The sequence below is a fragment of the Streptomyces sp. NPDC041940 genome (assembly GCF_055589465.1).
The window spans coordinates 77,281-99,059 of the sequence record NZ_JBVJBP010000014.1 but is presented as its reverse complement, the minus strand read 5'-3'; the positions used below and the strand labels follow the sequence as shown (position 1 = coordinate 99,059).

Sequence of the window (21,779 nt, the reverse complement as noted above, 5' to 3'; positions counted from 1 at the left end):
CCGCCCCGCATCGTCCGGGCAAGTGAACGAACGTTATCTCCAGGATCCCGCAACCGGCAGTTTCGCGCTGCGGACCGAGGGGGAAATCACACGGTGGGACAAGCGCAAGGGGAGCCGCGACGAAGTCGCCGTACCGCCGCCCCACCCACCACGCACAGCGGCGGTACGGCACTTCGGCGAAGACACGCAGGGCAAGAACCGCACGGACGGCACGTACCGCACCCAGGGGACCACTGGCGCCACACACGCCACACGCCTCACTCAGGCCCCACGGCACACGCGGCTCAGGCCGCTCACATGGTCATCGCCGGCCGTCTTCGCAGCAGCTTTCCATGAGGGCACACGGGGGGCGGAGCCGTCCTTCCGCGTGCCGACAGGAGGTCGGCCATGAAGGTCACCAGGGCTGCTCTGCCCTTTCTTCCGTTCTGCCAGCGCCTGCTGCCGAGCCGGCTGACGGGACTCTCCGTGGCACTTCTGAAGGCCACCGCCCTCGAGATCGCGATCCTGGCCGGGCACCTCCTCCTCTACCCCTCCGGCATCACCCAGGAGCGACGGGCCCCCGCCCCGGCACTGCCCCCGGCGGACGGTGCCGCCCAACTGCCCACGGAGGCCAAGCCCCCGGTCGTCCTGCTGCACGGCTTCATCGACAACCGCTCGGTCTTCGTCCTGCTGCGCCGCAGCCTCGCCCAGCACGGCAGGCAGCAGATCGAATCCCTCAACTACTCGCCGCTGACCTGCGACATACGCGCCGCGGCCGAGCTGCTGGGCGAGCGCATCGAGGAGATCTGCGAGCGCACCGGGGCCCGGCAGGTCGATGTCGTCGGGCACAGCCTCGGCGGCCTGATAGCGCGTTACTACGTGCAGCGGCTCGGCGGTGACGCCCGCGTCCGGACCCTCGTCACCCTCGGCACGCCGCACTCCGGCACCCGGGTCGCGCCCTTGGCGGACGCGCACCCCATCGTGCGCCAGATGCGCCCCGGCTCACCGGTGCTCGAGGAGCTCACTCGGCCCGCCCCTGACTGCCGTACGCACTTCGTCAGCTACTGGAGCGACCTGGACACCGTGATGGACCCGCTGGAGACGGCCTGTATCGACCATCCCGATCTGACGGTGCAGAACGTGCGGGTGACCGGTATCGGCCATCTCGCGCTGCCCGTGCACCCCGCAGTCGCCAACGGAATACGGCAGGTCCTCGACACGGCCCACCCGGGTGAACCGTCCGTCGATCACACCGGCGGCCTCACGGTGGCCTGAAACCGGACCCGACCGATGCGCGCCTCGCATCGAAATGTCGAACAAACTTCGAACACAAAGCCAAACCCGCGCCCGCCGTCCGCCAAAACACGGCCGAATGCCCGTTTCATGCGCGCGCGAAACCTGCCGAAGATTGTCGTGCCCGCGTACCGCCGGGTACAGTCGCCGCACTGCTCTGGCAGCCCCTGTTGTCGAGGCGAAAGAGAAGTTGGTGAACGACCGTCACCCGTCGGGGACCATGCCCCCGGCTCCGGCTTCCGAGGCCGCCTCGGCGCACTACGCGTCGTACGGCACCCAGGAAGCCCCGTACGGCGACTTCACCACGTACGGCGACTACGCCGCCACCGGATTCGACGCCACCGGGCACACCACCGCGAGCTTCGCCAGCGACCCCCTCTTCGGCAACCTCCCGGGCAGCGGCCCCGACACGGGCACGTACGACACCGGTCACTGGCCCACGGGCACGCACGAGAACCCGCACTACGACGCGTACGCGGCCCAGCACCACGCCGCCTACGACACCGGCGTCTACGACACGACCTCCTGGCCGGCCCAGCAGCAGCCGCTGTCGGTCATCCCGCCGCAGGCCGCGTCCCCGGACGCCAGCGGCCAGTGGGACACCGGCGCCTGGCTCCAGCCCGACCAGTCCGGCAATCCCGCCGACCAGACCCAGCAGTGGGAATGGGGCACGCAGGCCTTCGACACCGGCACCTACGACGCCACGCAGTGGAACTCCGACGGCTCCGCCGCGCCGCCCCCCGACGGGTACGAGCAGCACGCGGACGCCTTCCACCAGCAAGAGACGGCGACGTTCGAGCAGCTCGGCTACGACGAGGCCACCGGGGCCTCCTACGACGACCCCGCCGCGGACGGCGGTGAGCCGGCCGCCACCGGCGAACTGCCCACCGTCGCCCCGCTCCTGGACGGCCAGGAAGAGGTCGGCCCGCGCACCGCCGCACGGGCGGCCTCGCGCGCCGGGTCCCGGTCCCGCCGCCGTACACCCCCCAAGCGCTCGGCGCTGATGACCATCGCGGTGCCCTCGGCGTGTGTGATGGGCGTCGCGGGGATCGCCGCCGCGTCCGTCGGCAGCCTCACCGAGGACAGTGCCGCGGAGGCGCAGACCACCGCGGCGGACGCGCAGCCGGTGAAGCCGGCCGCCGCCAACAACAAGCTGGACACACAGCTGCAGAGTCTCTCCGCCGGCGCGGACGACTTCGCCGACCGGGCCAGTCGTACGCAGGAACGTATCGACCTCAAGGCTCAGCAGGTGGCCGAGAAGAAGCGGGCGGCGGAGGAGGCGGCCCGCAAGGAGCGGCTGCGTCCGAAGTTCGCCATGCCGGTCGCCCGCCACGGACTCAGCGCCCAGTACGGCTCGTCCGGCATCAACTGGATGTCCCTGCACACCGGCATCGACTTCCCCGTCTCGTACGGCACGACCGTGATGGCCGCGACCGACGGCACCGTCCGCACGCAGTGGAACAGCGCGTACGGCAACATGCTGATCCTGACCGCGAAGGACGGCACGGAGACGTGGTACTGCCACCTCTCCACCTACACGGTCCCCTCCGGTACGTCCGTGAAGGCCGGCGACGCAATCGCGCGTTCGGGCAACTCCGGCAACTCGACCGGCCCTCATCTGCACTTCGAGGTGCGTCCGGCCGGCGGCTCGCCGATCGACCCGCTCCCGTGGCTGCGCAGCCACGGCGTCGACCCGACGTAACGTCCCGGCAGCCCCCGCCGGTCCGGCCGGCGGAGGCTCACCTCACAGGACTACCGCCTCACCGGGCTACAGCTTCTCCACCGGCGCGTACCGCAGCAGCAGCCGCTTCGGCTTGTCCCCGAAGTCGATCGTCGCCTCGGCGTTCCCGCCCGTGCCCTTGACCGCCACGACGGTCCCGAGCCCGAACTGGTCGTGCGTGACCCGGTCCCCGACCGCCAGTGACACGACCGGCTTCTCGGCGGAGCGGCGTGTGGCGAAACCGGAGGCGCCCGACACCGACGAACGCGAACGGGACGACGACAGCGAGGCCGCCACGGCGGAGACCGGCTCGGAGGACGCGGGCGCGGTCGCACCGGTCCGCTTCCACTCCAGGTGGGTCGGCGGGATCTCCTCCAGGAACCGGGAGGGCGGGTTGTACGACGGCTGCCCCCAGGCGCTGCGCAGGGTGGAGCGCGTCAGATACAGCCGTTCCCGCGCGCGCGTGATGCCCACGTACGCCAGGCGCCGCTCCTCCTCCAGCTCCTTGGTCTGGCCGAGGGCGCGCATGTGCGGGAAGACGCCGTCCTCCATGCCGGTCAGGAAGACGACCGGGAACTCCAGGCCCTTGGCGGTGTGCAGGGTCATCAGCGTGATGACGCCGTCGCCGTCCTCCTCGTCGGGGATCTGGTCGGAGTCGGCGACCAGCGCGACCCGCTCGAGGAAGTCGGCCAGGGTGCCCCCCGGGGCGGCAGCCCCTGGTGTCGCCGCGTCCTCGCCGCGCTCCTGCTCGAACTCCATGGCGACGGCGGCGAGTTCCTGGAGGTTCTCGATCCGGGTCTCGTCCTGCGGGTCGGTGGAGGCCTGCAGCTCGGCGAGGTACCCGGTGCGCTCCAGGATCGCCTCCAGCACGGTGGCGGGGCCGGCGCCGGACTCGACGACCGTACGGAGGTCCTCCATCAGCGTGTTGAACCGCTTGACGGCGTTGGTGGAGCGCGCGGCCATGCCGTACGCCTCGTCGACGCGCTTCAGTGCCTGCGGGAAGCTGATCTTCTCCCGCTGGGAGAGGGCGTCGATCATCGCCTCGGCGCGGTCGCCGATGCCCCGCTTGGGCACGTTGAGGATCCGGCGCAGCGGCACCGAGTCCTCCGGGTTGGCCAGCACGCGCAGGTAGGCCAGGACGTCCCGGACCTCCTTGCGCTCGTAGAAGCGGACGCCGCCGACGACCTTGTAGGGCAGGCCGACGCGGATGAAGATCTCTTCGAAGACACGGGACTGGGCGTTGGTGCGGTAGAAGACGGCGACGTCGCCCGCCTTCGCCTCGCCCGCGTCGGTGAGACGGTCTATCTCGTCGGCGACGAACTGCGCCTCGTCGTGCTCGGTGTCGGCGACGTAGCCGGTGATCTGCGCGCCCGTGCCCGCGTTGGTCCACAGGTTCTTGGGGCGGCGGGACTCGTTGCGCTCGATGACCGCGTTGGCCGCGCTCAGGATCGTCTGCGTGGAGCGGTAGTTCTGCTCCAGCAGGATCGTCGTCGCGTCCGGGTAGTCCTCCTCGAACTGGAGGATGTTGCGGATCGTCGCGCCGCGGAAGGCGTAGATCGACTGGTCGGCGTCACCCACCACGCACAGCTCGGCGGGCGGCAGGTCGTCCGCGCTGGGCGGTACGTCGACGGGGTGCTCGGAGGTGCCCACGAGCTCCCGGACGAGGGCGTACTGGGCGTGGTTGGTGTCCTGGTACTCGTCCACGAGGACGTGGCGGAAGCGGCGGTGGTAGTGCTCGGCGACGTCCGGGAAGGCGCGCAGCAGATTGACCGTCGTCATGATCAGGTCGTCGAAGTCGAGGGCGTTCGCCTCGCGCAGCCGCGACTGGTACATCGCGTAGGCCTGGGCGAGGGTCTTCTCGAAGCCGTCGGCGGCCTGGGCGGCGAAGTCCTCCTCGTCGATCAGCTCGTTCTTCAGGTTGCTGATCTTGGCGCTGAAGGACTTCGGCGGGAAGCGCTTGGGGTCGAGGTCCAGGTCGCGGCAGACCAGGGCCATCAAGCGCTTGGAGTCGGCGGCGTCGTAGATCGAGAAGCTCGACGTGAAGCCGAGCCGCTTGCTCTCCCGGCGCAGGATGCGCACGCAGGCGCTGTGGAACGTCATCACCCACATGGCGTTCGCGCGCGGGCCGACGAGCTGCTCCACGCGCTCCTTCATCTCGCCTGCGGCCTTGTTGGTGAAGGTGATGGCGAGGATCTGGCCCGGGTGGACGTGCCGCTCGGCGAGCAGGTGGGCGATGCGGTGCGTGAGCACGCGGGTCTTGCCGGAGCCGGCGCCGGCCACGATGAGCAGCGGGGAGCCGGAGTGCGTCACGGCGGCGCGCTGGTTGTCGTTCAGCCCCTCCAGGAGCGCGGCGGCGTCCACCGGCGGGCGGGCGGCGCCGTCCCGGTAGTAGGCGTCGCGGTCCGGCGGCACGTCGAACTTCCCGCCGAACAGATCGTCCGGAACGTGCTCCGGTCCGTGATCGTCCTCGGGCGGCGGCGGGGGCTCGTCCGCGGGGCCCCGCTGGGCCTGGAGGTCCGCCAGGAAGCTGTCGTCAAAGAGGCTGCTCATCGCTCTCCGAGTCTAGGGCGCCGCACTGACAGCCCGCCGCCGCCCTGAGAACATCGCCGAAACGACCCCCCTGTCACCCTCCAGGAGCGCTCGAACACAGGCCGCTACAGCCTTCACAATTACTCCCGAACGGTGACCAATCCCCCTCGATTGATCACTCTCGGCGATGTTCATGAGCAAGGTCACGGAAATGTATCGGGCATATCACCCATCAACCTTCACAAGGGCCACACGAGTTGGCTACCGTGCGAGGAGGTCACACGACCCCCACCGGCGAACGTCGCCGGGCCGCGTGGCCTCCGCCGAGTCCGGCGTGCCGCAGCGGCAGCCAGAGCCGGGGACCCACCGAGACCCCCGGGGTGAATCGGCCCGACTCCCTTTCCGGAGCAGGCCGTAGGGCAACCCTTCCGAAGCACCCGCCCGAACCCGACAGCTAACCCGGTAGGCGGAGCATGGAAGGAGTCGCCTCCCTTGGCGTCGCACCGCAAGTCGCGTCCTACGGGTTCGCGCGTGGCAGGAATACGGACCCCCGCCCTCGCAACGGCGGCCCTCACCTCCGTGGCCCTGCTGTCCCAGTCGGCCAACGCCGCCCCCGAGGCCGACGACAAGCCCAGCCTGGAGGAAGTCGAGAAGAAGGTAGACGACCTCTACCGCCAGGCGGGGTCCGCGACCGAGAAGTACAACGGGGCCAAGGAGAAGACCGCCAAGCAGCGCAAGCGCGTAGACACCCTCCTCGACGACGTCGCCCAGCGCACCGAGAAGCTCAACGAGGCACGGGAGGAGCTGGGCACCTTCGCCGCCGCCCAGTACCGCACCGGCGCCTCCGCCCCGGACACCGCCACGTTCCTGCTCGCGGACACCCCGCAGGACTACTTCGACCAGACCCAGCTGATGGACCGGATGACCGGCCGTCAGAAGGTGGCGGTCGACGACTACGTCACCCAGCAGTCAGAGACGATGGAGAAGCGTCAGGAGGCCACCGAGAGCCTCGAGACGCTCACCGAGTCACAGGGCGACCTGAAGACGGCCAAGGCGACCGTACAGAGGAAGCTAGCCGACGCGCGCGAGCTGCTGTCGAAGCTGACCGCCGAGGAGAAGGCGCGGCTCGCGGCGATCGAGAAGGAGAAGCAGCAGGAGGCCGCCCGCAAGGCCGCCGAGCTGGCCCGGCAGCAGGCCGAGCAGCAGAAGGAGCGGGAACAGGAGCGGGAAGCCGCCCAGCAGCAGGGCAGCGGCTCGTCCTCGGCCGGTTCGTCCTCGTCGTCCACCGCGCCCGACTCCTCGTACGCCACCAAGGCCGACAAGGCGCTCGCCTTCGCCCGCGCCCAGATCGGCAAGCCGTACGTCTGGGGCGCCACGGGCCCCGGCTCCTACGACTGCTCCGGCATCACCCAGGCCGCCTGGAAGGCCGCCGGGGTGACCCTGCCGCGCACGACGTACGACCAGGTCAACGCCGGCACCACGGTCCCCCTGGCCGACGCCCGGCCCGGTGACCTGGTCTTCTTCTACGACGATGTCACCCACGTCGGTATCTACATCGGCAACGGCATGATGATCCACGCTCCGAAGCCCGGCACGTACGTGCGCGAGGAGTCGATCTACTACGACGGCGAGTCGTCGATCCACAGCGTGGTGCGGCCGGCCTGACGGGTCTCGCAGGTTTTTGGGACCCCGCGCGCGTGCCCTGCCCGTAACGCGCGCGGGGCCTCCTAGCATCGGCCCCATGCCCGGCCCCTCCCCCTCCGTCGCCTGGTGGGCGCAGCGTGCTCCGGCGGCCAGTGCCGCCGTACTGGCGACCGGCACCCTGTCGGTCGGTCTGGATCTGGCGGGGCACGAGGTCCTCTCCCGCATCGCCCTCGGCCTGGCCTGCGCGGCCTGGCTGCTGTTCGCCGCGGACTTCACCCGGCGGCTGCTGCGGGCCGGGACCAGGTGGCGGGCGTACACGCGCAGGCCGGGCGTTCTCGAGAGCGTGACGACGACTGCCCTCACCACCGTGGCGGCGACGGCCGTCCTGGGCACCGCCTTCTCGGCGGCCGGCTCGCAGGCGCCGGCCGTGACTCTGCTGGTGCTCGCCGTACTGCTCTGGCCGGTGCCGCTCGTCCTCGTCCCGCAGGGCGGGGAGCGGCGCGGACCCGGGACGGTGTTCGCGCGCTGCATGGCCACCCAGGGGCTCGCCGTGCTCGGCGCCACGCTGGCCGCGGCGGAGTCGGAGGCGTGGCTCGCGCACGCGGCTCTGGTGCTGTTCTGGCTGGGTCTGGTGCTGTACGTCCTCGCCCTGGTCCGTTTCGATGTGCGGCAGGTGGCCGAGGGGGCCGGCGATCACTGGCTCGCGGGCGGGGCGCTCGCTCTCTCGGCGCTCGCCGGGGCGCGGTTGCTCAGCGCCGACAGCGCGCGTCTGTACCTGTGGAACGAAGACGACCGGGACGTCCTGCACACGGTGACCGTCGCGCTGCTCGTGCTCGCGCTGGTCTGCTGCGCCGTGCTGCTCGCCGCCGAGTTCCTGTGGCCCCGGCCCCGCCATGACGTCCGCCGCTGGGCGACCGTGTTCACCTGGGCCAAGACGGCGACGGCGGCACTGGCCGTCGCCGTCGCCCTGGACGTCTCCTGGCTCGACGGCTTCGGGGAGGCGCTGTTGTGGATCGCGGTGGCCGCGTGGCTCGTGGCCGCCCTCTGGACGGCCGCCTCGGCCCGGTCCGGTGGCGGGTCCGGTACCCGGCGCGGCCGCCGTGTCAGGTCCAGAGCACGGCGATGAAGACGTTCGCCGTGGTCAGCAGCCCGACCAGGCCGAACAGGCCCTTGTCCACCTTCTCGTCGTCCCGTTTCACGTAGACCAGGCCGAGGATCACGATCAGCAGGGCCAGCTTCACGCCGATCTTGATGTCGTTCACGGACTGGTCGTCGGCCTGGTTGAGACCGACCAGGATCACACCGGTGACCAGCATCGTCAGCGCGCCGTGCAGCATCGCCGGGGTGTAGCGGGCGGTGCCCTCGCCCATCGCCTTCATCTGGGTGAGAAAGCCGCCCAGGAGCGAGGCGATGCCGATGATGTGGAGGCCGACGAAGAGGTGGATGAGAACGTCCATGAGGCCGGAGCCTAATCAGGGGGTCCGATCCGCCCGACACCGGCCCACCGCTGCATATATGCGCCCCATAGCACCCGATCACCGACACTCGCCCATGAAATCGACGCTTCGGTCATCACGCTGAGTTAAGACGACGGCGCCACGGCGGGATCACGGTCGCATACGGTCACCGTCGGTCCTCTCGGGACAGTTCCGCGCACCGGCCGCGGGCCCGCCATGGCGAGGTTTAGCGTCCTGCTCCAGGTGACCGGCTCCCCACCGCCGCCCGGGCCAGGGGCGGCAGTCGGGCACCACCGCCAGAAGGTCCGGCGGCGGCCCGCTTCCCCTGTGCGGGCCGCCGCCGGACGCGCAGGCCGCCCGTCCGCTCCCCACGGCGGCCGTCGCACGCACCTGGGCGGTCGCAGGAAAGGACGTGGCTCCCAAGGTGGCAGCGCACCGCAAGCCCCGACAGCGCACCGCGAGCGGCAACACGGCCCGGACGGCCGCCACGATCGCGCTCGCCGGCGCGGCGACCGCGACGGGCTTCGACGGAACCGGACACGCCGAACCGCAGCTCACCCCCGGCCAGGTCAAGGCCGAGGTGGACAAGCTGTACCAGGAGGCGGAGGTCGCCACCGAGAGGTACAACGGCGCGAAGGAGAAGGCCGACGCCGCCGGAGAACGGCTCAGGAACCTCCAGGACCAGGCCGCCCGCAAGGAGGAACGGCTCAACTCAGCCCGCGACGCCCTGGGCTCGGTCGCCGCCGCGCAGTACCGGGACGGCGGCATCGACCCCGCCCTCCGGCTCGCCCTGTCCGACGACCCCGACCGGTACCTCGAGAACGCCGAGTTCGTGGAGCGGGCCGGGAACCGGCAGAAGTCCGCCGTGGCGGGCGTCCGCAAGCAGCTCCGGGAGATCGAGCAGCTGCGCGGGGCCGCCCACATCGAGCTGACGTCCCTCAAGTCGCGGCAGACGGAGCTGAAGCGGCACAAGAAGACGATCACCGGCAAGCTGGGCTCCGCACGGCGGCTGCTGTCCCGGCTCACCCCGCAGGAACGTGCCGGCCTGGGCGAAGGGCCGGGTACGAACCGCGCCTCACGCTCCTCGGCGGGCCTCCGGGACACCCTGGCGGCCCCCGGTTCCGCCGCCTCGCAGGCGCCCAACGCCCGCGCGGCCGCCGCCGTCTCCTACGCCTACCAGAAGCTCGGCAGCCCCTACGTCTGGGGCGCGACCGGCCCGAACGCCTTCGATTGCTCGGGCCTCGTCCAGGCCGCGTACCGCTCCGCGGGCGTCGCGCTGCCCCGCACGACGTACTCCCAGATCGCCGCCGGCCGCCGCGTCTCCCGCTCCGAACTCCTCCCCGGCGACCTGGTCTTCTACTACGCCGGCATCAGTCACGTCGGCATCTACGTGGGCAACGGGCAGATGATCCACGCCCCGAACTCCTCGGCCCCGGTACGGGTCGCCCCGCTCGACGAGATGCCGTACGCGGGGGCGACGCGGGTGGTCTGACGGGCCGCCGGGCCGGGGCCCCGGGTCACACCAGCCGTCGAGCCGTGGCCCACCGCGTCAGCTCGTGCCGGTTGGAGAGCTGCAGCTTGCGCAGGACCGCCGAGACATGCGACTCGACCGTCTTCACGGAGATGAACAGCTGCTTGGCTATCTCCTTGTACGCGTATCCCCGGGCGATGAGCCGCAGCACCTCGCGCTCGCGCTGGGTCAGCCGGTCCAGGTCCTCGTCGACCGGAGGCGCGTCGGTGGAGGCGAAGGCGTCGAGGACGAACCCGGCCAGCCGCGGGGAGAACACCGCGTCGCCCTCCTGGACGCGGAAGACGGAGTCGACGAGGTCCGTGCCGGTGATCGTCTTGGTGACGTACCCGCGGGCCCCGCCGCGGATCACGCCGATCACGTCCTCCGCCGCGTCCGACACGGACAGCGCGAGGAAACGGACCGGCTGCTCGGCGTCGGCCATCAACGGGGCACAGCGGCGCAGCACTTCCACCCCGCCGCCGCCCGGGAGATGCACGTCGAGGAGGACCACCTCCGGCCGGGTCGCGGTGATGACCGTGACCGCCTGGTCGACGTCCGCGGCCTCGCCGACGACCTCGACACCGGTCTGCTCGGTCTGCCCGATCTCGGCCTGGACCCCCGTACGGAACATGCGATGGTCGTCGACGAGGACCACGCGCACACGGCGCCCGCCGGTGCCGCCGCCCGACTCCGCGGGCCCGGCCGCCTCCGCCGGTCCCGCCGTACCGTTCGCCTCGGTCGGGTCGCTCATGACGTCTTCTCCGCCCTCTCCATCTCCAGCTCGACCTCCGTGCCGCCGTCCGGCACCGCGCGCAGTCGCGCCGTGCCGCCGTGGCGCTCCATGCGGCCGATGATCGATTCTCTGACACCCATGCGGTCGGCGGGTATCGAGTCGAGGTCGAAGCCGGGGCCGCGATCCCGGACGGACACGAAGACCGTCTTCCCCTCGACCTCGGCGTAGACCTGTACGGCTCCGCCCTCGCCACCGTACTTGGCGGCGTTCACCATTGCTTCCCGTGCGGCCTGCATCTGTGCGCCGGTCCCCTCGTCGAGCGGGCAGTCCCCCACCACGACGACCTCTATGGGCACTCCGTGCTTGTCCTCCACCTCGGCCGCGTTGCGCCGCACGGCGTCGGCGAGCGTGGTGGGTTCGTCTGCCTCGTCCTTGCCGGTGCCCTCGGGCTTGTAGAGCCAGGTGCGCAGGTCGCGCTCCTGGGCGCGGGCGAGGCGGCGCACCTCGTTCGCGTTCTCCGCGTTGCGCTGGATCAGGGTGAGGGTGTGCAGCACCGAGTCGTGCACATGGGCGGCGACCTCCGCGCGCTCCTGGGCACGGATGCGCATCAGGCGCTCCTCGGAGAGGTCCTGCGTCATGCGCACCAGATACGGCCCGGCGAGGAGCGTGATCCCGACGAGGACCGCGAGGGCCGCCTGCAGGACGGAGCCGAGGTGGGCGGCGGAGCCCTGCATGACGAAGATGCCGGAGACGCCGGCCGTCACCAGCAGCACCCCGCCCCCCGCGCGCAGCAGCGTGACCGTGCGCCGACGGCGGCCGACCTCGACCCAGCGGGCCCGGCGGGCGTTGTCCGCCTGCCGCCAGACCAGGGCGACACCCGCGCCGACGAGCACCGCCGGCCAGAGATAGGCCCGGGCCCCGCCGCTGAGGTTCACATTGCCGACGAACACCAGCGCCACGGCGACCATGAGCAGCAGGGCCACTATCTGGCCCTTGTCGGGTTTGCGGGCGACGAGTCTGCGGCGGCCGTCGGGCGCGGTCTCCGAGGCGGCCGGCGGCTTCTGCGCGTCGACTCCGCCGACGCCGAGCGGGACGAAGAACCAGAACGCGGCGTACAGCAGCGCACCGAGACCGTCGGCCATGAACAGGCCGACGAACACGAGCCGCACCCAGACGACGGGCAGCCCGAGGTGCCCGGCGAGACCTCGCGCCACGCCACCGAGCCAGCGTCCGTCACTGCTGCGGTAGAGCTTGCGCGGCGGCCGCGGTTCGGCGAGTGGCGCTGCTGCGGCTTCCGACATGCCATTGATGGTCACACGGCCGTGAGGCCGGAGCATCAGGGTCGACCCCGGAGACTCCCCTGATCTCCGGACCCCGGCCTGTCGAACGCTTCCCGAGCCGCTCCTCAGGGCCGATATCAGGGTCCGGCCAGGGTCGTTCCGACTGCCGCGGCGGCGCCGCGCCCGTCACCATGGACCCATGACCGATCACGAGCACGCCGCGACGGGTCCGGGACCCGGCTCCGGCCCGGGCCCCGCACCGGGCGCCGGGCCGCGGGATGCCGCGCCCGCCGGCTCCTCCGCGCAAGGGCGTGCGGGCGCGGGAGAACAGGGAGGAGCCCCCGACGCGGCCGGCCCGGCCGCAGAAGCCACCCCGCCCGGCCCGACCGGCCCACCTGGCCCACCTGGCCCGCCCGGCCCGCCCGGCCCGCCCGACCCTCCGCGCGCGTTCCGTCGCGACCGCCGCCACAAGACCCTGGCCGGCGTCTGCGCCGGGCTCGGGCGGCAGTGCGACCTGGACCCGGTGATCTTCCGGATCACGCTCGCGGTGCTCTCCGTCACCGGCGGCATCGGTCTGCTCTTCTACGGCTTCGTCTGGCTCCTCGTCCCTTACGACGACGAGGACGAGAACGAGGTGCGCAAGCTGCTGACCGGCCGCGTCGACGGCCAGGCCCTGACGGCCGTGCTGTTCGCGCTGGTCGGCTGCGGAGTGTTCCTGACCCTGCTGAACAACGGCGGAGTGCTGACCTTCGCCTTCGTCCTCTCCATACTCCTGGCCGGCTCCGGATACTGGTCACGCCAGCGCGGCGCCCCCAGCCCCGACCCGCTGGCCGCCCAGGCCGCCGCCGACGCCCCGCCCGAACCCCAGGCGCCGCCGGTCTTCATCACCGCTCCCTCCTGGTGGCGCGACCCCATCGTCAAGGACGGCACCCACATCGGCGGCACGGGCTATCTGTGGGGCCCCCGCGACGCACGCGACCCGGATGTCGCGGCAGCCGTCAACATCGGGCTCGGCACCCGGGCCGGCGGCCGCCAGGACATATCCGTCCCGCGCGGCCGGCCACCCGCGGCACGCGGCCCCCGCTGGATCGGCGGCTGGGTCTTCCTGCTGGCCCTGCTCGCCGGCGCCCTGGGCACCGACCTGACCTGGGACGATCACCCGCTGGGCACCAGCCTGCAGACGGGTCTGTCCTGCGCGCTCGCCGTCCTGGGCCTGGGCATAGCCGTCAGCGCCTTCCTGGGACGGACCGGGGCGGGCTCGATCCTCCTGGCGATCATCACGGCCGGACTGCTCGCCGCCTCGGCGGCACTGCCCAAGGACATCGGCACCCAGTGGGCCCGCACGACCTGGCGGCCCGCCACGGTGGCGGACGTACGGCAGCAGTACGAACTGGGCATCGGCGTCGGCACCCTCGACCTGACCGGGCTGGACGTGGCCGGGAGACAGACCGTGACGACAAGCGCCGATGTGGGCATCGGCCGGGTGAAGGTGCTCGTGCCCGAGGACGTGACCGTGCGGCTGAGCGTCGACGTGGGGCTCGGCGACCTCCAGCTGCCGGGCGACGACACGAAGGACGTGGACGTGAGACCGGGCCAGCAGAAGCGGATCACCCTCTCCCCCGCCAAGGGCGTCGAGAGGTCCGGCACCATCGACCTGGACCTCCAGGTCGGCATGGGACAGGCGGAGGTGACCCGTGCTGCGTCATGAGCCCCGGCCCGGGCAGCTGGTCGCCGGTGTCGTCCTCGTCCTGACGGGCGTCCTCTACGCCGGTGACGCGGGCGGCGCCTGGGAGATCCCGTGGTTCGTGGCGATCCCCCTCGTCACGGGCGGACTGTTCCTGGCCGGTGCGGTGGCGTTCCTGACGGGCCGGCTGCGCCGACACCGCACGACGGACCGGACCGCCACCGACTAGTGCCCGCCGGGGCACCGGTCACCCGTGCCCCGGCCCCCCGGCCACCGGCATTCCGGCTACCGGTACTCCCGCCTCTGCCGTCGTCGCGACCGCAGGGCGGCGTCCACGGACAGCAGGGGCGCGCCCGCCAGGACGAGGGGGGTCCAGGCCATGAGGTAGGGGAGGTCGTTGCCGTAGTAGTACGGATCGGAGGCCCAGCTCACGGTCAGCCACAGGCTGAGGGAGATCAGCGCGCCGCCGAGTGCGGCGAGACGGGCGAGCACACCGAGCAGGGTGCCGATGCCGACGGCCAGTTCTCCGAAGGCGATGGCGTAGCCGAAGCCGACCGGGCTCTTCAGGGAGAGGTCGACCAGGGCGGGAATGGCGGAGGAGTCGCGGACGGCACGCATCATGTCGCCGATCGACCCGGCGCCGGAGTCCTTCATGAAGGCGCTGTCGGTGAGTTTGTCCAGGCCGGCGTAGATGAAGGTGACGCCGAGGAAGATGCGCAGAGGGATGAGGGCATAGCGGCCGAGGGTGTCCCGCCAGCCTCCGTCGCCTCGGAAGTGGGGGGCGTTCGTGTCCGTTCGCATACTGTGAGTCATCGCTGCAAGCCGCCTCTCGCCGCCGGTGCCGAGACCCCCTCAACAGACCATACGTACGACGAACAGACCGCGCTCACGTTTTGGCCCGACCGCCGCAGGCGACCGTCACTCCGTCACGTCAACCGCGTACCGATTCGTCTCCACCCCCGCCGCCGTGACCACCTGTACGTCCACCCGCCCCGGTTCCACATCCGCCGGCACCGGCACCGTCAGCAGGGTGTCCGCCGGGTTGCTGAAGCCGCCGGGTACCGGTACCAGCGGGACGTGGACGTGCACGGCACCCACCCGGACGACCATCCGGGCCAGCCGGTCGGCGCCCTGCGCACCCGGCGGCACGAATCCGGCGCCCCGGATCTCGATGTCGTCGCCCGTGCGGATCGGCCCGTCGAGGTCGCCCGCCTCCCGGGCCCGGACCACGGAGAGGATGACCGGCCGGCCGCCCTCCGCGTACTTGCCGGCCAGATAGGTCGCCGCCGACACCAGGACCACGACCGCCAGACCCCACGGCAGGTCCGGCAACTGGTCCGGGCGCCTGGCCAGCCGCACCGCCGCGAAGACCAGGGCGACACCGCTGATGACGACGTACTGGATGTCGGCGAAGGTGCCCCGGCCCGCGTCGTCGGTCAGCAGGTCGGCGGCGCGCGGCCGGTCGGCGCGCGTCTTCTGCAGCCGTTGCCCCAGCACCCGCAGCCCGACCACCCGCCGCACGAGCACGGCGATCCCGCACACCACGGCGAGCACGGTCACGACCCCGGCGCCGCGGGCGAGTTCCAGCCCGGAGATCAGCGCGTCCCGCTCGCGGTGCCGGGAGGCGGCCGCCAGCCGCCCCGCCAGGACGAGCACCGCGTAGGCCACGAACAGCACCCACGCCGCGGCGACCGTGCGGGAGGTGGACAGCCGGTTGTCGTCGCCGATCACGGGCGCCAGCGCACCCCCCTTCGACCGGTGGAACCACGACGCCGCGGTCACGGCACCGGCCACCGCCAGCGCCGCGGCCAGCCCGGCCGTACGCGCCGCCGTCCAGCCCGCACCGACCGCGGTGAGGCACTGCCCGAGCAGCAACAGCACGACGGCCGCCCACACCACAGCCGCCGTGCGGCGCCACAGGCCCGTCAGCCAGGCCCGGCCCTCGGCCCGGCCGCGCTCGGCGACGGACTCCGCGGACTGCGCCAGTTCCTCCGAGACCCATTGCCGGGAAGCCGAGGCGGAGTGGGCCACCGCGGCGGGCAGCCCCTGCCCGGCCGCGAACTCGTCGCGCCTGCGCAGAAACGCGGCGACGGCCCGCCGGTGCCCCTCACGCGCCCCGTGCGGGCAGTCCCCACAGGCGCACCCGCCTTCATGAGCACTGCCGTGGGCACCACCATGGGCACTTGCGTGAGCACTCCCATAAGCACTGCCGTGTCCGCTCGCGTACCGGCCCGCATACGCCCCCGCGTCCGCGTACCCACCCGCGTCCGCGCCGCCCTGTCCCTCGCGCACCGCCACGCCCGACGCCCGCCTTCCCGCGACCCAACCACCGTCGGCCTTCCGGACCCCGGAAACACCGCTGTACAACTCCCCTGCGACGACAGCGAATTGTGCCCTACACCAGCCGGTTCGCGTCCGCTCGGTCTGGTCAACACGGGTGAACTTCGGCGTGCCGTGTTGACCTGACCGGGAGAATTCCCCTATGGCCTAGATCATCCGCACAGCCACAGCCACAGCCACCTAGCTCAGCAGATCCGGCTCGCTCCGGCTGACGTCCTGCCACATCGGCTGGTAGTTGATCCACGCCACCAGGTCGCCGCCCAGCTGCTCCCGCGTCGCCACCGCCATCCGGTGGTCGATCCGGACCGGCCGCCCGGCCGCCTGCGCCGTCAGCTGCACCTGGCAGGACCGCTCCATCGACACGAACCACCAGGCCGCCGCGTCCACCGAGTCGCCGACGGTCAGCAGGCCGTGGTTGCGCAGCACGAGTGCCTTGCGGGAGCCGAGCGCGTCCGCGATGCGCCGTCCCTCCTCGGCGTCGACGGAGACACCGGTGTAGGCGTCGTAGAGGGTGTGGTCCTCGTAGAAGGCGCAGCTCTCCTGGGTGATCGGCTCCAGCAGCCCGCCCAGGGCCGCGAGCGCCCGGCCGTGCACCGAGTGGCAGTGGGCGACGGCGACCACGTCGGGGCGGGCGGCGTGCACCTGGGCGTGCACGGTGAACGCGGCCTGGTTGACGTGGTAGCGGCCCTCGACGACCTGGCCGTCCTGGTTGGCGAGGACCAGGTCGCTCACGGTGACGTGCCGGAAGGGCAGCCCGAACGGGTTGACCCAGAAGCAGTCGGTGAACTCCGGGTCGCGGGCGGTGATGTGACCGGAGACGCCGTCCTCGAAGCCGAGCCGCCCGAAGATCCTGAGGGCGCCCGCGAGCCGTTCCTTGCGGTGCCGGCGTTCGTCCTCGACCGACTCGTGCATGGGCGGCATCGCGAACCGCAGCCGGTCGGTGGGCAGCGGCAGGGGCGGGGTGGGCCCGTGCATAGGTCCTCCAGCGCTGATTCTTCGTACGAGGCGGAAGTTACCGTCGGTGAGGCAGGGAAGAACAGAACCGATTCGTAAAGATGCGGCGAGCGCCCCTGTGACCACCCTGTGCGCACCCTTGTGCCCCCGGTCTCCCCTACCCCACGAATAGCCGACAGAAGATGTCGGATTTCGGCGCCACACTCTCCGTATGACAGCGAACTGGGCGGCTTTCGCCACCGCCGAACCGGACCTGGCCGACACGATCGAGAAGCGCTTCGGCGCCTACACCCACCATGTCCTCGCCACTCTCCGCAAGGACGGTTCGCCCCGCACCAGCGGCCTGGAGGTGCGGTTCCTGAACGGCGAGCTGTGGCTCGGCATGATGCCGGACTCGCTCAAGGCGCTCGACCTGCGCCGCGACCCGCGCTTCGCGCTCCAGGCGAACACCGGGGAGGGCACGCGGATGGGCGGTGGCGACGTCCGGATCAGCGGCCGGGCGGTCGAGGTCGACGACGCCCGGACCAAGGCCGGGTACGTCGAAGAGGTGGAACCGCCGGAGCCGTTCCACCTCTTCCGCACCGAGCTGACGGAGGTCGTGCGGACCTACGTGGAGGACGAGACGTATCTCGTCGTCCAGGTCTGGACGCCCGGCGAGGCCCTGCGCACGATCAAGCGCACATAGGCCCGGGGGTCACTCCCACTCGATGGTCCCCGGCGGCTTCGAGGTCACGTCGAGGACGACCCGGTTGACGTCGCGCACCTCGTTGGTGATCCGGGTCGAGATCTTCGCCAGCACGTCGTACGGCAGACGCGACCAGTCGGCCGTCATGGCGTCCTCGGAGGAGACGGGGCGCAGGACGATCGGGTGGCCGTACGTACGGCCGTCGCCCTGGACGCCGACGCTGCGGACGTCCGCGAGCAGGACCACCGGGCACTGCCAGATGTCCCGGTCGAGGCCGGCCGCCGTCAGTTCCTCGCGGGCGATGGCGTCGGCCTCGCGCAGCAGGTCCAGGCGCTCCTTGCTGACCGCGCCGACGATGCGGATGCCGAGGCCCGGGCCGGGGAACGGCTGGCGCTGGACGATCTCGTCCGGCAGGCCGAGTTCCTGGCCGACCATCCGGACCTCGTCCTTGAACAGCTGGCGCAGCGGCTCGATCAGCTTGAACTCGAGGTCCTCGGGGAGGCCGCCCACGTTGTGGTGGGACTTGATGTTGGCGGTGCCGGTGCCGCCGCCGGACTCGACCACGTCCGGGTAGAGGGTGCCCTGGACGAGGAACTCCACCGCCGGGCCCTGGTCGGCGATGATCTCGGCCTGGGCCTGCTCGAAGACCCGGATGAACTCACGGCCGATGATCTTCCGCTTCTCCTCGGGGTCGGAGACCCCGGCGAGCGCCTTGAGGAACCGCTCCTCGGCGTCCACGACCTTGAGCTGGACGCCGGTCGCGGCGACGAAGTCCTTCTCGACCTGCTCGGTCTCGCCCTTGCGCATCAGGCCGTGGTCGACGTACACGCAGGTCAGCTGGGAGCCGATGGCCTTCTGGACAAGGGCGGCGGCGACGGCGGAGTCCACACCGCCGGACAGGCCGCAGATGGCGCGCCGGTCACCGACCTGCTCGCGGATCGCGGCGACCTGCTCCTCGATCACGTTGCCGGTCGTCCAGTTCGGCGTGAGGCCCGCGCCCCGGTACAGGAAGTGCTCCAGCACCTGCTGCCCGTGCGTGGAGTGCATCACCTCGGGGTGGTACTGGACGCCGTAGAGCTTCTTCTCGTCGTTCTCGAACGCGGCGACCGGGACGACGTCCGTGGAGGCCGTGACGGAGAAGCCCTCGGGGGCGGCGGAGCAGGCGTCGCCGTGCGACATCCAGACGGCCTGCTCGTCGGGGGTGCCCTCGAAGAGGGTGGAGGACGACTTGGAGACGTGCAGGCCGGTGCGGCCGTACTCGCGGGCTCCGGTGTTGTCGACGGTGCCGCCGAGGGTGCGCGCCATCAGCTGGAAGCCGTAGCACATGCCGAAGACGGGGACGCCGGCCTCGAAGATCGCGCGGTCGAGGCTCGGGGCGCCCTCCTCGTAGACCGACGAGGGACCGCCGGAGAGGATGATCGCCGCGGGGTTCTTGGCGAGGATCTCCTGGACCGGCATGGTGCTCGGCACGATCTCGCTGTAGACCCGCGCCTCGCGGACACGACGGGCGATGAGCTGGGCGTACTGCGCGCCGAAGTCGACGACCAGAACGGTGTCGGGGGCGTTCGCAGCGGGAGTCGCTGATGACACGGGGTGCCTTCCGGCGGTGGGGCGGGGGTCTTGTGCCACCCGATTCTACCGAGGTGCTCGTGGGGAGCGTCCCACTCACGGACGGTCCGGGCTCCGGCACCCGTGTCTCACCATGCGAACCGTTCGGACGCCCGCTTGGACGCCGCGCCGCCCCGGGGCATACTGGGCGCCATGCTCACGCACCAGACCTTCCGCTTTACCTATGGCATCCGGCCCGCCGGCTGCCATGGTCGTGCTGCTTGAGCAACTGACAAGCGACTTCCCAGGCGCCCCGGGCCGACAAGGCCCGGGGCGTCTGTCGTCGTCCGGGCCTTGCCGCTCCGGGGCACCCCCAGACGACGAGGAGCCTTTCCCATGACCGTTCCCACGACCGCCACCGACGTGACCGGCGCCCGTAGCCCCGAGGCCGCCGAGGTGATCACCGGCGCGCGTGAGCGGATCGACGCGCTCGACGACCGGATCATCGGCCTGATCCAGGAACGGGTGGCCGTCTCGGCCGTCATCCAGGAGGCGCGGATCACCTCCGGAGGCCGGCGGGTGAACCTCTCCCGCGAGATGGAGGTGCTCGGCCACTACAGGGACGCGCTGGGCAAGCCGGGCACGGCCCTCGCGATGACCCTGCTGGAGCTGTGCCGGGGCAAGATCTGAATCCGCAAGATCTGAATCCGCCGGAGGAATCCGCGTTCCCGGGACAGACGTACGCACGCCTCTCACCCGTACGGCGCGTGACCGGCCCCGGGCCCCCTCGTTGGTCTCGTTGTCCGTGCCAGCCAGGGGCGGGCCCGAAAGAACCACGCGTGGCTCACTGGAGCGATGAGACGTACGGGTCGTGCCGTGCGTCGTGGGACCTCGCTCCAGGGAAGTGACCGGACGGCAGGGGACAGCAGCCCGGTCACCCAAGAGAACGGACGGCTCCGGGGACGCCCGGGGCCGCCCGGCGGAGACTGCCAGAAGTCGAGACCAGCGGCGCAACCCCCCGGCGCCGCTTCCAGGCACCGGCGCTGCCCTGACGTCGGTGCTGACGAGAGGAAGGGCCCCGCGGCTCCATCCCGCGGGGCCCTTCGCTCATGCTTGCCGCGCCTGCTCAGGTGCGGGTCACCGTTCCGCAGGGGCCACCGTCGTCGATGCTCCTGCTGCGGTCGTACGGATCCGTCGTCGGACCGGTCGGGTCGGCCCCCTCGTCCCGGCTCGTCCGGAACTGCGGGTGCAGATAGCCGTCGTGGATGTCGCAGGCGGTGTTGCCGACCTCCTCGTCGTACTCCCGGACGATCAGCCGGCCCTCGGTGGCCCGGTAGCGAACGGGGTCGGCGAGTTCGACGTCGAGGACCCTGCGCACGATCGTGCGGGCGACCTCGGTCGAACCGTCGGCGCGCGTGACGGGGTAGACGAAGGTGTAGTCGGCGCGCACGGCGACCCCCGCGTGCGAGCCCTTCTCGAACGTCATGCGCCCGCGCGTCTTGATCACGTCACCGGCCGGCCGTATCTCGTCGGGGTCGAAACGGCTGAACATCGTCAACGGGTCGTGCTTGTCGCTCGGGGAGCGCAGGGCGGTGTTCAGATCGTCGAGGAGCCCCGGCTGCTTGGGATCGAGCACATTGAGCGCCGCCCCGGGACGCTCGCCGCGTACCGTCGCCGGGTCGAGGTTGGCGGCGACCAGCAGCTTCTTCGTCAGCTTCAGGGCCTGTTCCACACGGTCCTTCGAGACCGGGCCGACGGCCTTGGCCTCGGGCAGGACGATGCCGGCCTCACCGTCGGCCCAGCGCAGCGCCGGGGAACCGGCGAAGGGCTCGTCCAGGGTGGGGGTTTCGGGGTCCGACGCCCCGGGTGCGGCGGTGGGCGCCGCCGTCTCGGCGGGCAGAGGTGAGGCCCCGGCCGCCCCGGGCTCACCCGTGCCGAAAGGGTCACCGGGCAGCAGCGACGGCTTCAGGGCCACCACGGTCACGGCTACGGCGACCGCCACACCGAGAACGGTCCACAGGGTGCGGCGGCGACCCGCCCGGCGGTTCGTCTCCGGCGACACGGGGCCGGTACGCCAGCCCGGGGGCGATTCACCCCGCTCCTCCTGCCGGCGCAACCGCTCGGTCACCATGCGCGCCCGCGCGGACGGCTCCTTCGGGGCGGAGCCGCGGATGTCCCGTTCGGAGTCGCGGATGAACTGTTCCCAGACGTCGTCGGGGATCTCGGAGGCCGACGGATGATCGTCGGACGGTTTGTCAGACACGAGCGACAGTTCTAGGCGTTCGGCAAGCGCCTTCACAAGAAGGTCATGGATGTGACTCAGGCCACATAAGAATTTTGTGAATGCCAGCGCAACCATTCACAGGTTTCACGGATCAAACCTGCAGAACCACGGGCACTCCCGCGCCCCACACGCGGAGGCC

General features: G+C 71.5%; 18 protein-coding genes and 1 riboswitch. Of the genes, 9 read left to right on the top strand and 9 right to left on the bottom strand.

Going from position 1 to position 21,779, the window contains the following annotated elements:
• The first annotated feature begins 387 nt into the window (after positions 1-387).
• Both ACZ6I3_RS23725 and ACZ6I3_RS23720 read left to right on the top strand, forming a co-directional pair.
• Positions 388-1,254: a lipase family alpha/beta hydrolase gene (locus tag ACZ6I3_RS23725; RefSeq protein WP_469417148.1), complete on the top strand. Its 867-nt coding sequence runs from the start codon at positions 388-390 to the stop codon at positions 1,252-1,254.
• Positions 1,255-1,351: 97 nt separating this feature from the next.
• Positions 1,352-2,974 carry a M23 family metallopeptidase gene (locus ACZ6I3_RS23720; protein WP_469417146.1) on the top strand — a complete coding sequence of 541 codons (1,623 nt, stop codon included), beginning with the start codon at positions 1,352-1,354 and terminating at the stop codon, positions 2,972-2,974.
• Positions 2,975-3,040: 66 nt separating this feature from the next.
• Here ACZ6I3_RS23720 and pcrA read toward each other — a convergent pair whose 3' ends face one another.
• Entirely contained in the window at positions 3,041-5,542 is a 2,502-nt protein-coding gene (gene pcrA / locus ACZ6I3_RS23715) for a DNA helicase PcrA (protein ID WP_469417144.1), read from the bottom strand.
• Positions 5,543-5,846: 304 nt separating this feature from the next.
• Positions 5,847-6,005, top strand: a riboswitch (cyclic di-AMP (ydaO/yuaA leader).
• Between the two features lie 8 nt (positions 6,006-6,013).
• On the opposite strand from pcrA, the gene ACZ6I3_RS23710 reads away from it, so the two are divergent.
• On the top strand, positions 6,014-7,186 hold the full coding sequence (locus tag ACZ6I3_RS23710; protein ID WP_469417142.1) for a C40 family peptidase: 1,173 nt from the start codon (positions 6,014-6,016) through the stop codon (positions 7,184-7,186).
• A 76-nt stretch (positions 7,187-7,262) separates the two neighbouring features.
• Positions 7,263-8,291, top strand: a complete 1,029-nt coding sequence (locus tag ACZ6I3_RS23705; RefSeq protein WP_469417140.1) for an SLAC1 family transporter — start codon at positions 7,263-7,265, stop codon at positions 8,289-8,291.
• On the opposite strand, the gene ACZ6I3_RS23700 is transcribed toward ACZ6I3_RS23705, so the two are convergent.
• Complete coding sequence (locus tag ACZ6I3_RS23700; protein ID WP_469417138.1) at positions 8,269-8,622, bottom strand: hypothetical protein; 354 nt, start codon at positions 8,620-8,622, stop codon at positions 8,269-8,271. The genes ACZ6I3_RS23705 and ACZ6I3_RS23700 overlap by 23 nt on opposite strands.
• Positions 8,623-9,046: 424 nt before the next feature.
• On the opposite strand from ACZ6I3_RS23700, the gene ACZ6I3_RS23695 reads away from it, so the two are divergent.
• Positions 9,047-10,114, top strand: a complete 1,068-nt coding sequence (locus tag ACZ6I3_RS23695) for a C40 family peptidase (protein ID WP_469417298.1) — start codon at positions 9,047-9,049, stop codon at positions 10,112-10,114.
• Between the two features lie 25 nt (positions 10,115-10,139).
• Here ACZ6I3_RS23695 and ACZ6I3_RS23690 read toward each other — a convergent pair whose 3' ends face one another.
• Both ACZ6I3_RS23690 and ACZ6I3_RS23685 read right to left on the bottom strand, forming a co-directional pair.
• Positions 10,140-10,883, bottom strand: coding sequence for a LuxR C-terminal-related transcriptional regulator (locus tag ACZ6I3_RS23690; protein WP_469417137.1), 744 nt, complete (start codon positions 10,881-10,883; stop codon positions 10,140-10,142).
• Positions 10,880-12,166, bottom strand: a complete 1,287-nt coding sequence (locus ACZ6I3_RS23685) for an ATP-binding protein (protein ID WP_469417135.1) — start codon at positions 12,164-12,166, stop codon at positions 10,880-10,882. The genes ACZ6I3_RS23690 and ACZ6I3_RS23685 overlap by 4 nt, the downstream gene beginning before the upstream one ends.
• A gap of 178 nt (positions 12,167-12,344) precedes the next feature.
• On the opposite strand from ACZ6I3_RS23685, the gene ACZ6I3_RS23680 reads away from it, so the two are divergent.
• Positions 12,345-13,853, top strand: a complete 1,509-nt coding sequence (locus ACZ6I3_RS23680) for a PspC domain-containing protein (protein WP_469417134.1) — start codon at positions 12,345-12,347, stop codon at positions 13,851-13,853.
• On the top strand, positions 13,840-14,058 hold the full coding sequence (locus ACZ6I3_RS23675) for a hypothetical protein (RefSeq protein WP_469417133.1): 219 nt from the start codon (positions 13,840-13,842) through the stop codon (positions 14,056-14,058). The genes ACZ6I3_RS23680 and ACZ6I3_RS23675 overlap by 14 nt, the downstream gene beginning before the upstream one ends.
• 56 nt (positions 14,059-14,114) lie before the next feature.
• Here the strand turns inward: ACZ6I3_RS23675 and ACZ6I3_RS23670 are convergent, their stop codons facing one another.
• The 3 genes from ACZ6I3_RS23670 to ACZ6I3_RS23660 form a co-directional block, all read right to left on the bottom strand.
• The gene (locus tag ACZ6I3_RS23670) at positions 14,115-14,642 is read right to left on the bottom strand and encodes a DoxX family protein (RefSeq protein ID WP_469417132.1); all 528 of its coding nucleotides are present in this window, start codon (positions 14,640-14,642) and stop codon (positions 14,115-14,117) included.
• A gap of 105 nt (positions 14,643-14,747) precedes the next feature.
• Complete coding sequence (locus ACZ6I3_RS23665) at positions 14,748-16,127, bottom strand: hypothetical protein (RefSeq protein WP_469417130.1); 1,380 nt, start codon at positions 16,125-16,127, stop codon at positions 14,748-14,750.
• Between the two features lie 222 nt (positions 16,128-16,349).
• Positions 16,350-17,144, bottom strand: a complete 795-nt coding sequence (locus ACZ6I3_RS23660) for a class II aldolase/adducin family protein (protein WP_469417128.1) — start codon at positions 17,142-17,144, stop codon at positions 16,350-16,352.
• Positions 17,145-17,334: 190 nt separating this feature from the next.
• Here ACZ6I3_RS23660 and ACZ6I3_RS23655 point away from each other — a divergent pair, with 190 nt between their 5' ends.
• Positions 17,335-17,808 (top strand): pyridoxamine 5'-phosphate oxidase family protein, encoded by a 474-nt coding sequence (locus ACZ6I3_RS23655; protein WP_469417127.1) that lies wholly within the window; start codon positions 17,335-17,337, stop codon positions 17,806-17,808.
• 9 nt (positions 17,809-17,817) lie between these two features.
• On the opposite strand, the gene guaA is transcribed toward ACZ6I3_RS23655, so the two are convergent.
• Positions 17,818-19,398: a glutamine-hydrolyzing GMP synthase gene (gene guaA, locus ACZ6I3_RS23650; protein WP_382827677.1), complete on the bottom strand. Its 1,581-nt coding sequence runs from the start codon at positions 19,396-19,398 to the stop codon at positions 17,818-17,820.
• Positions 19,399-19,752: 354 nt separating this feature from the next.
• On the opposite strand from guaA, the gene ACZ6I3_RS23645 reads away from it, so the two are divergent.
• Positions 19,753-20,046: a chorismate mutase gene (locus ACZ6I3_RS23645; RefSeq protein ID WP_469417126.1), complete on the top strand. Its 294-nt coding sequence runs from the start codon at positions 19,753-19,755 to the stop codon at positions 20,044-20,046.
• 436 nt (positions 20,047-20,482) lie between these two features.
• On the opposite strand, the gene ACZ6I3_RS23640 is transcribed toward ACZ6I3_RS23645, so the two are convergent.
• On the bottom strand, positions 20,483-21,619 hold the full coding sequence (locus tag ACZ6I3_RS23640; protein ID WP_469417125.1) for a hypothetical protein: 1,137 nt from the start codon (positions 21,617-21,619) through the stop codon (positions 20,483-20,485).
• Positions 21,620-21,779 lie beyond the last annotated feature (160 nt).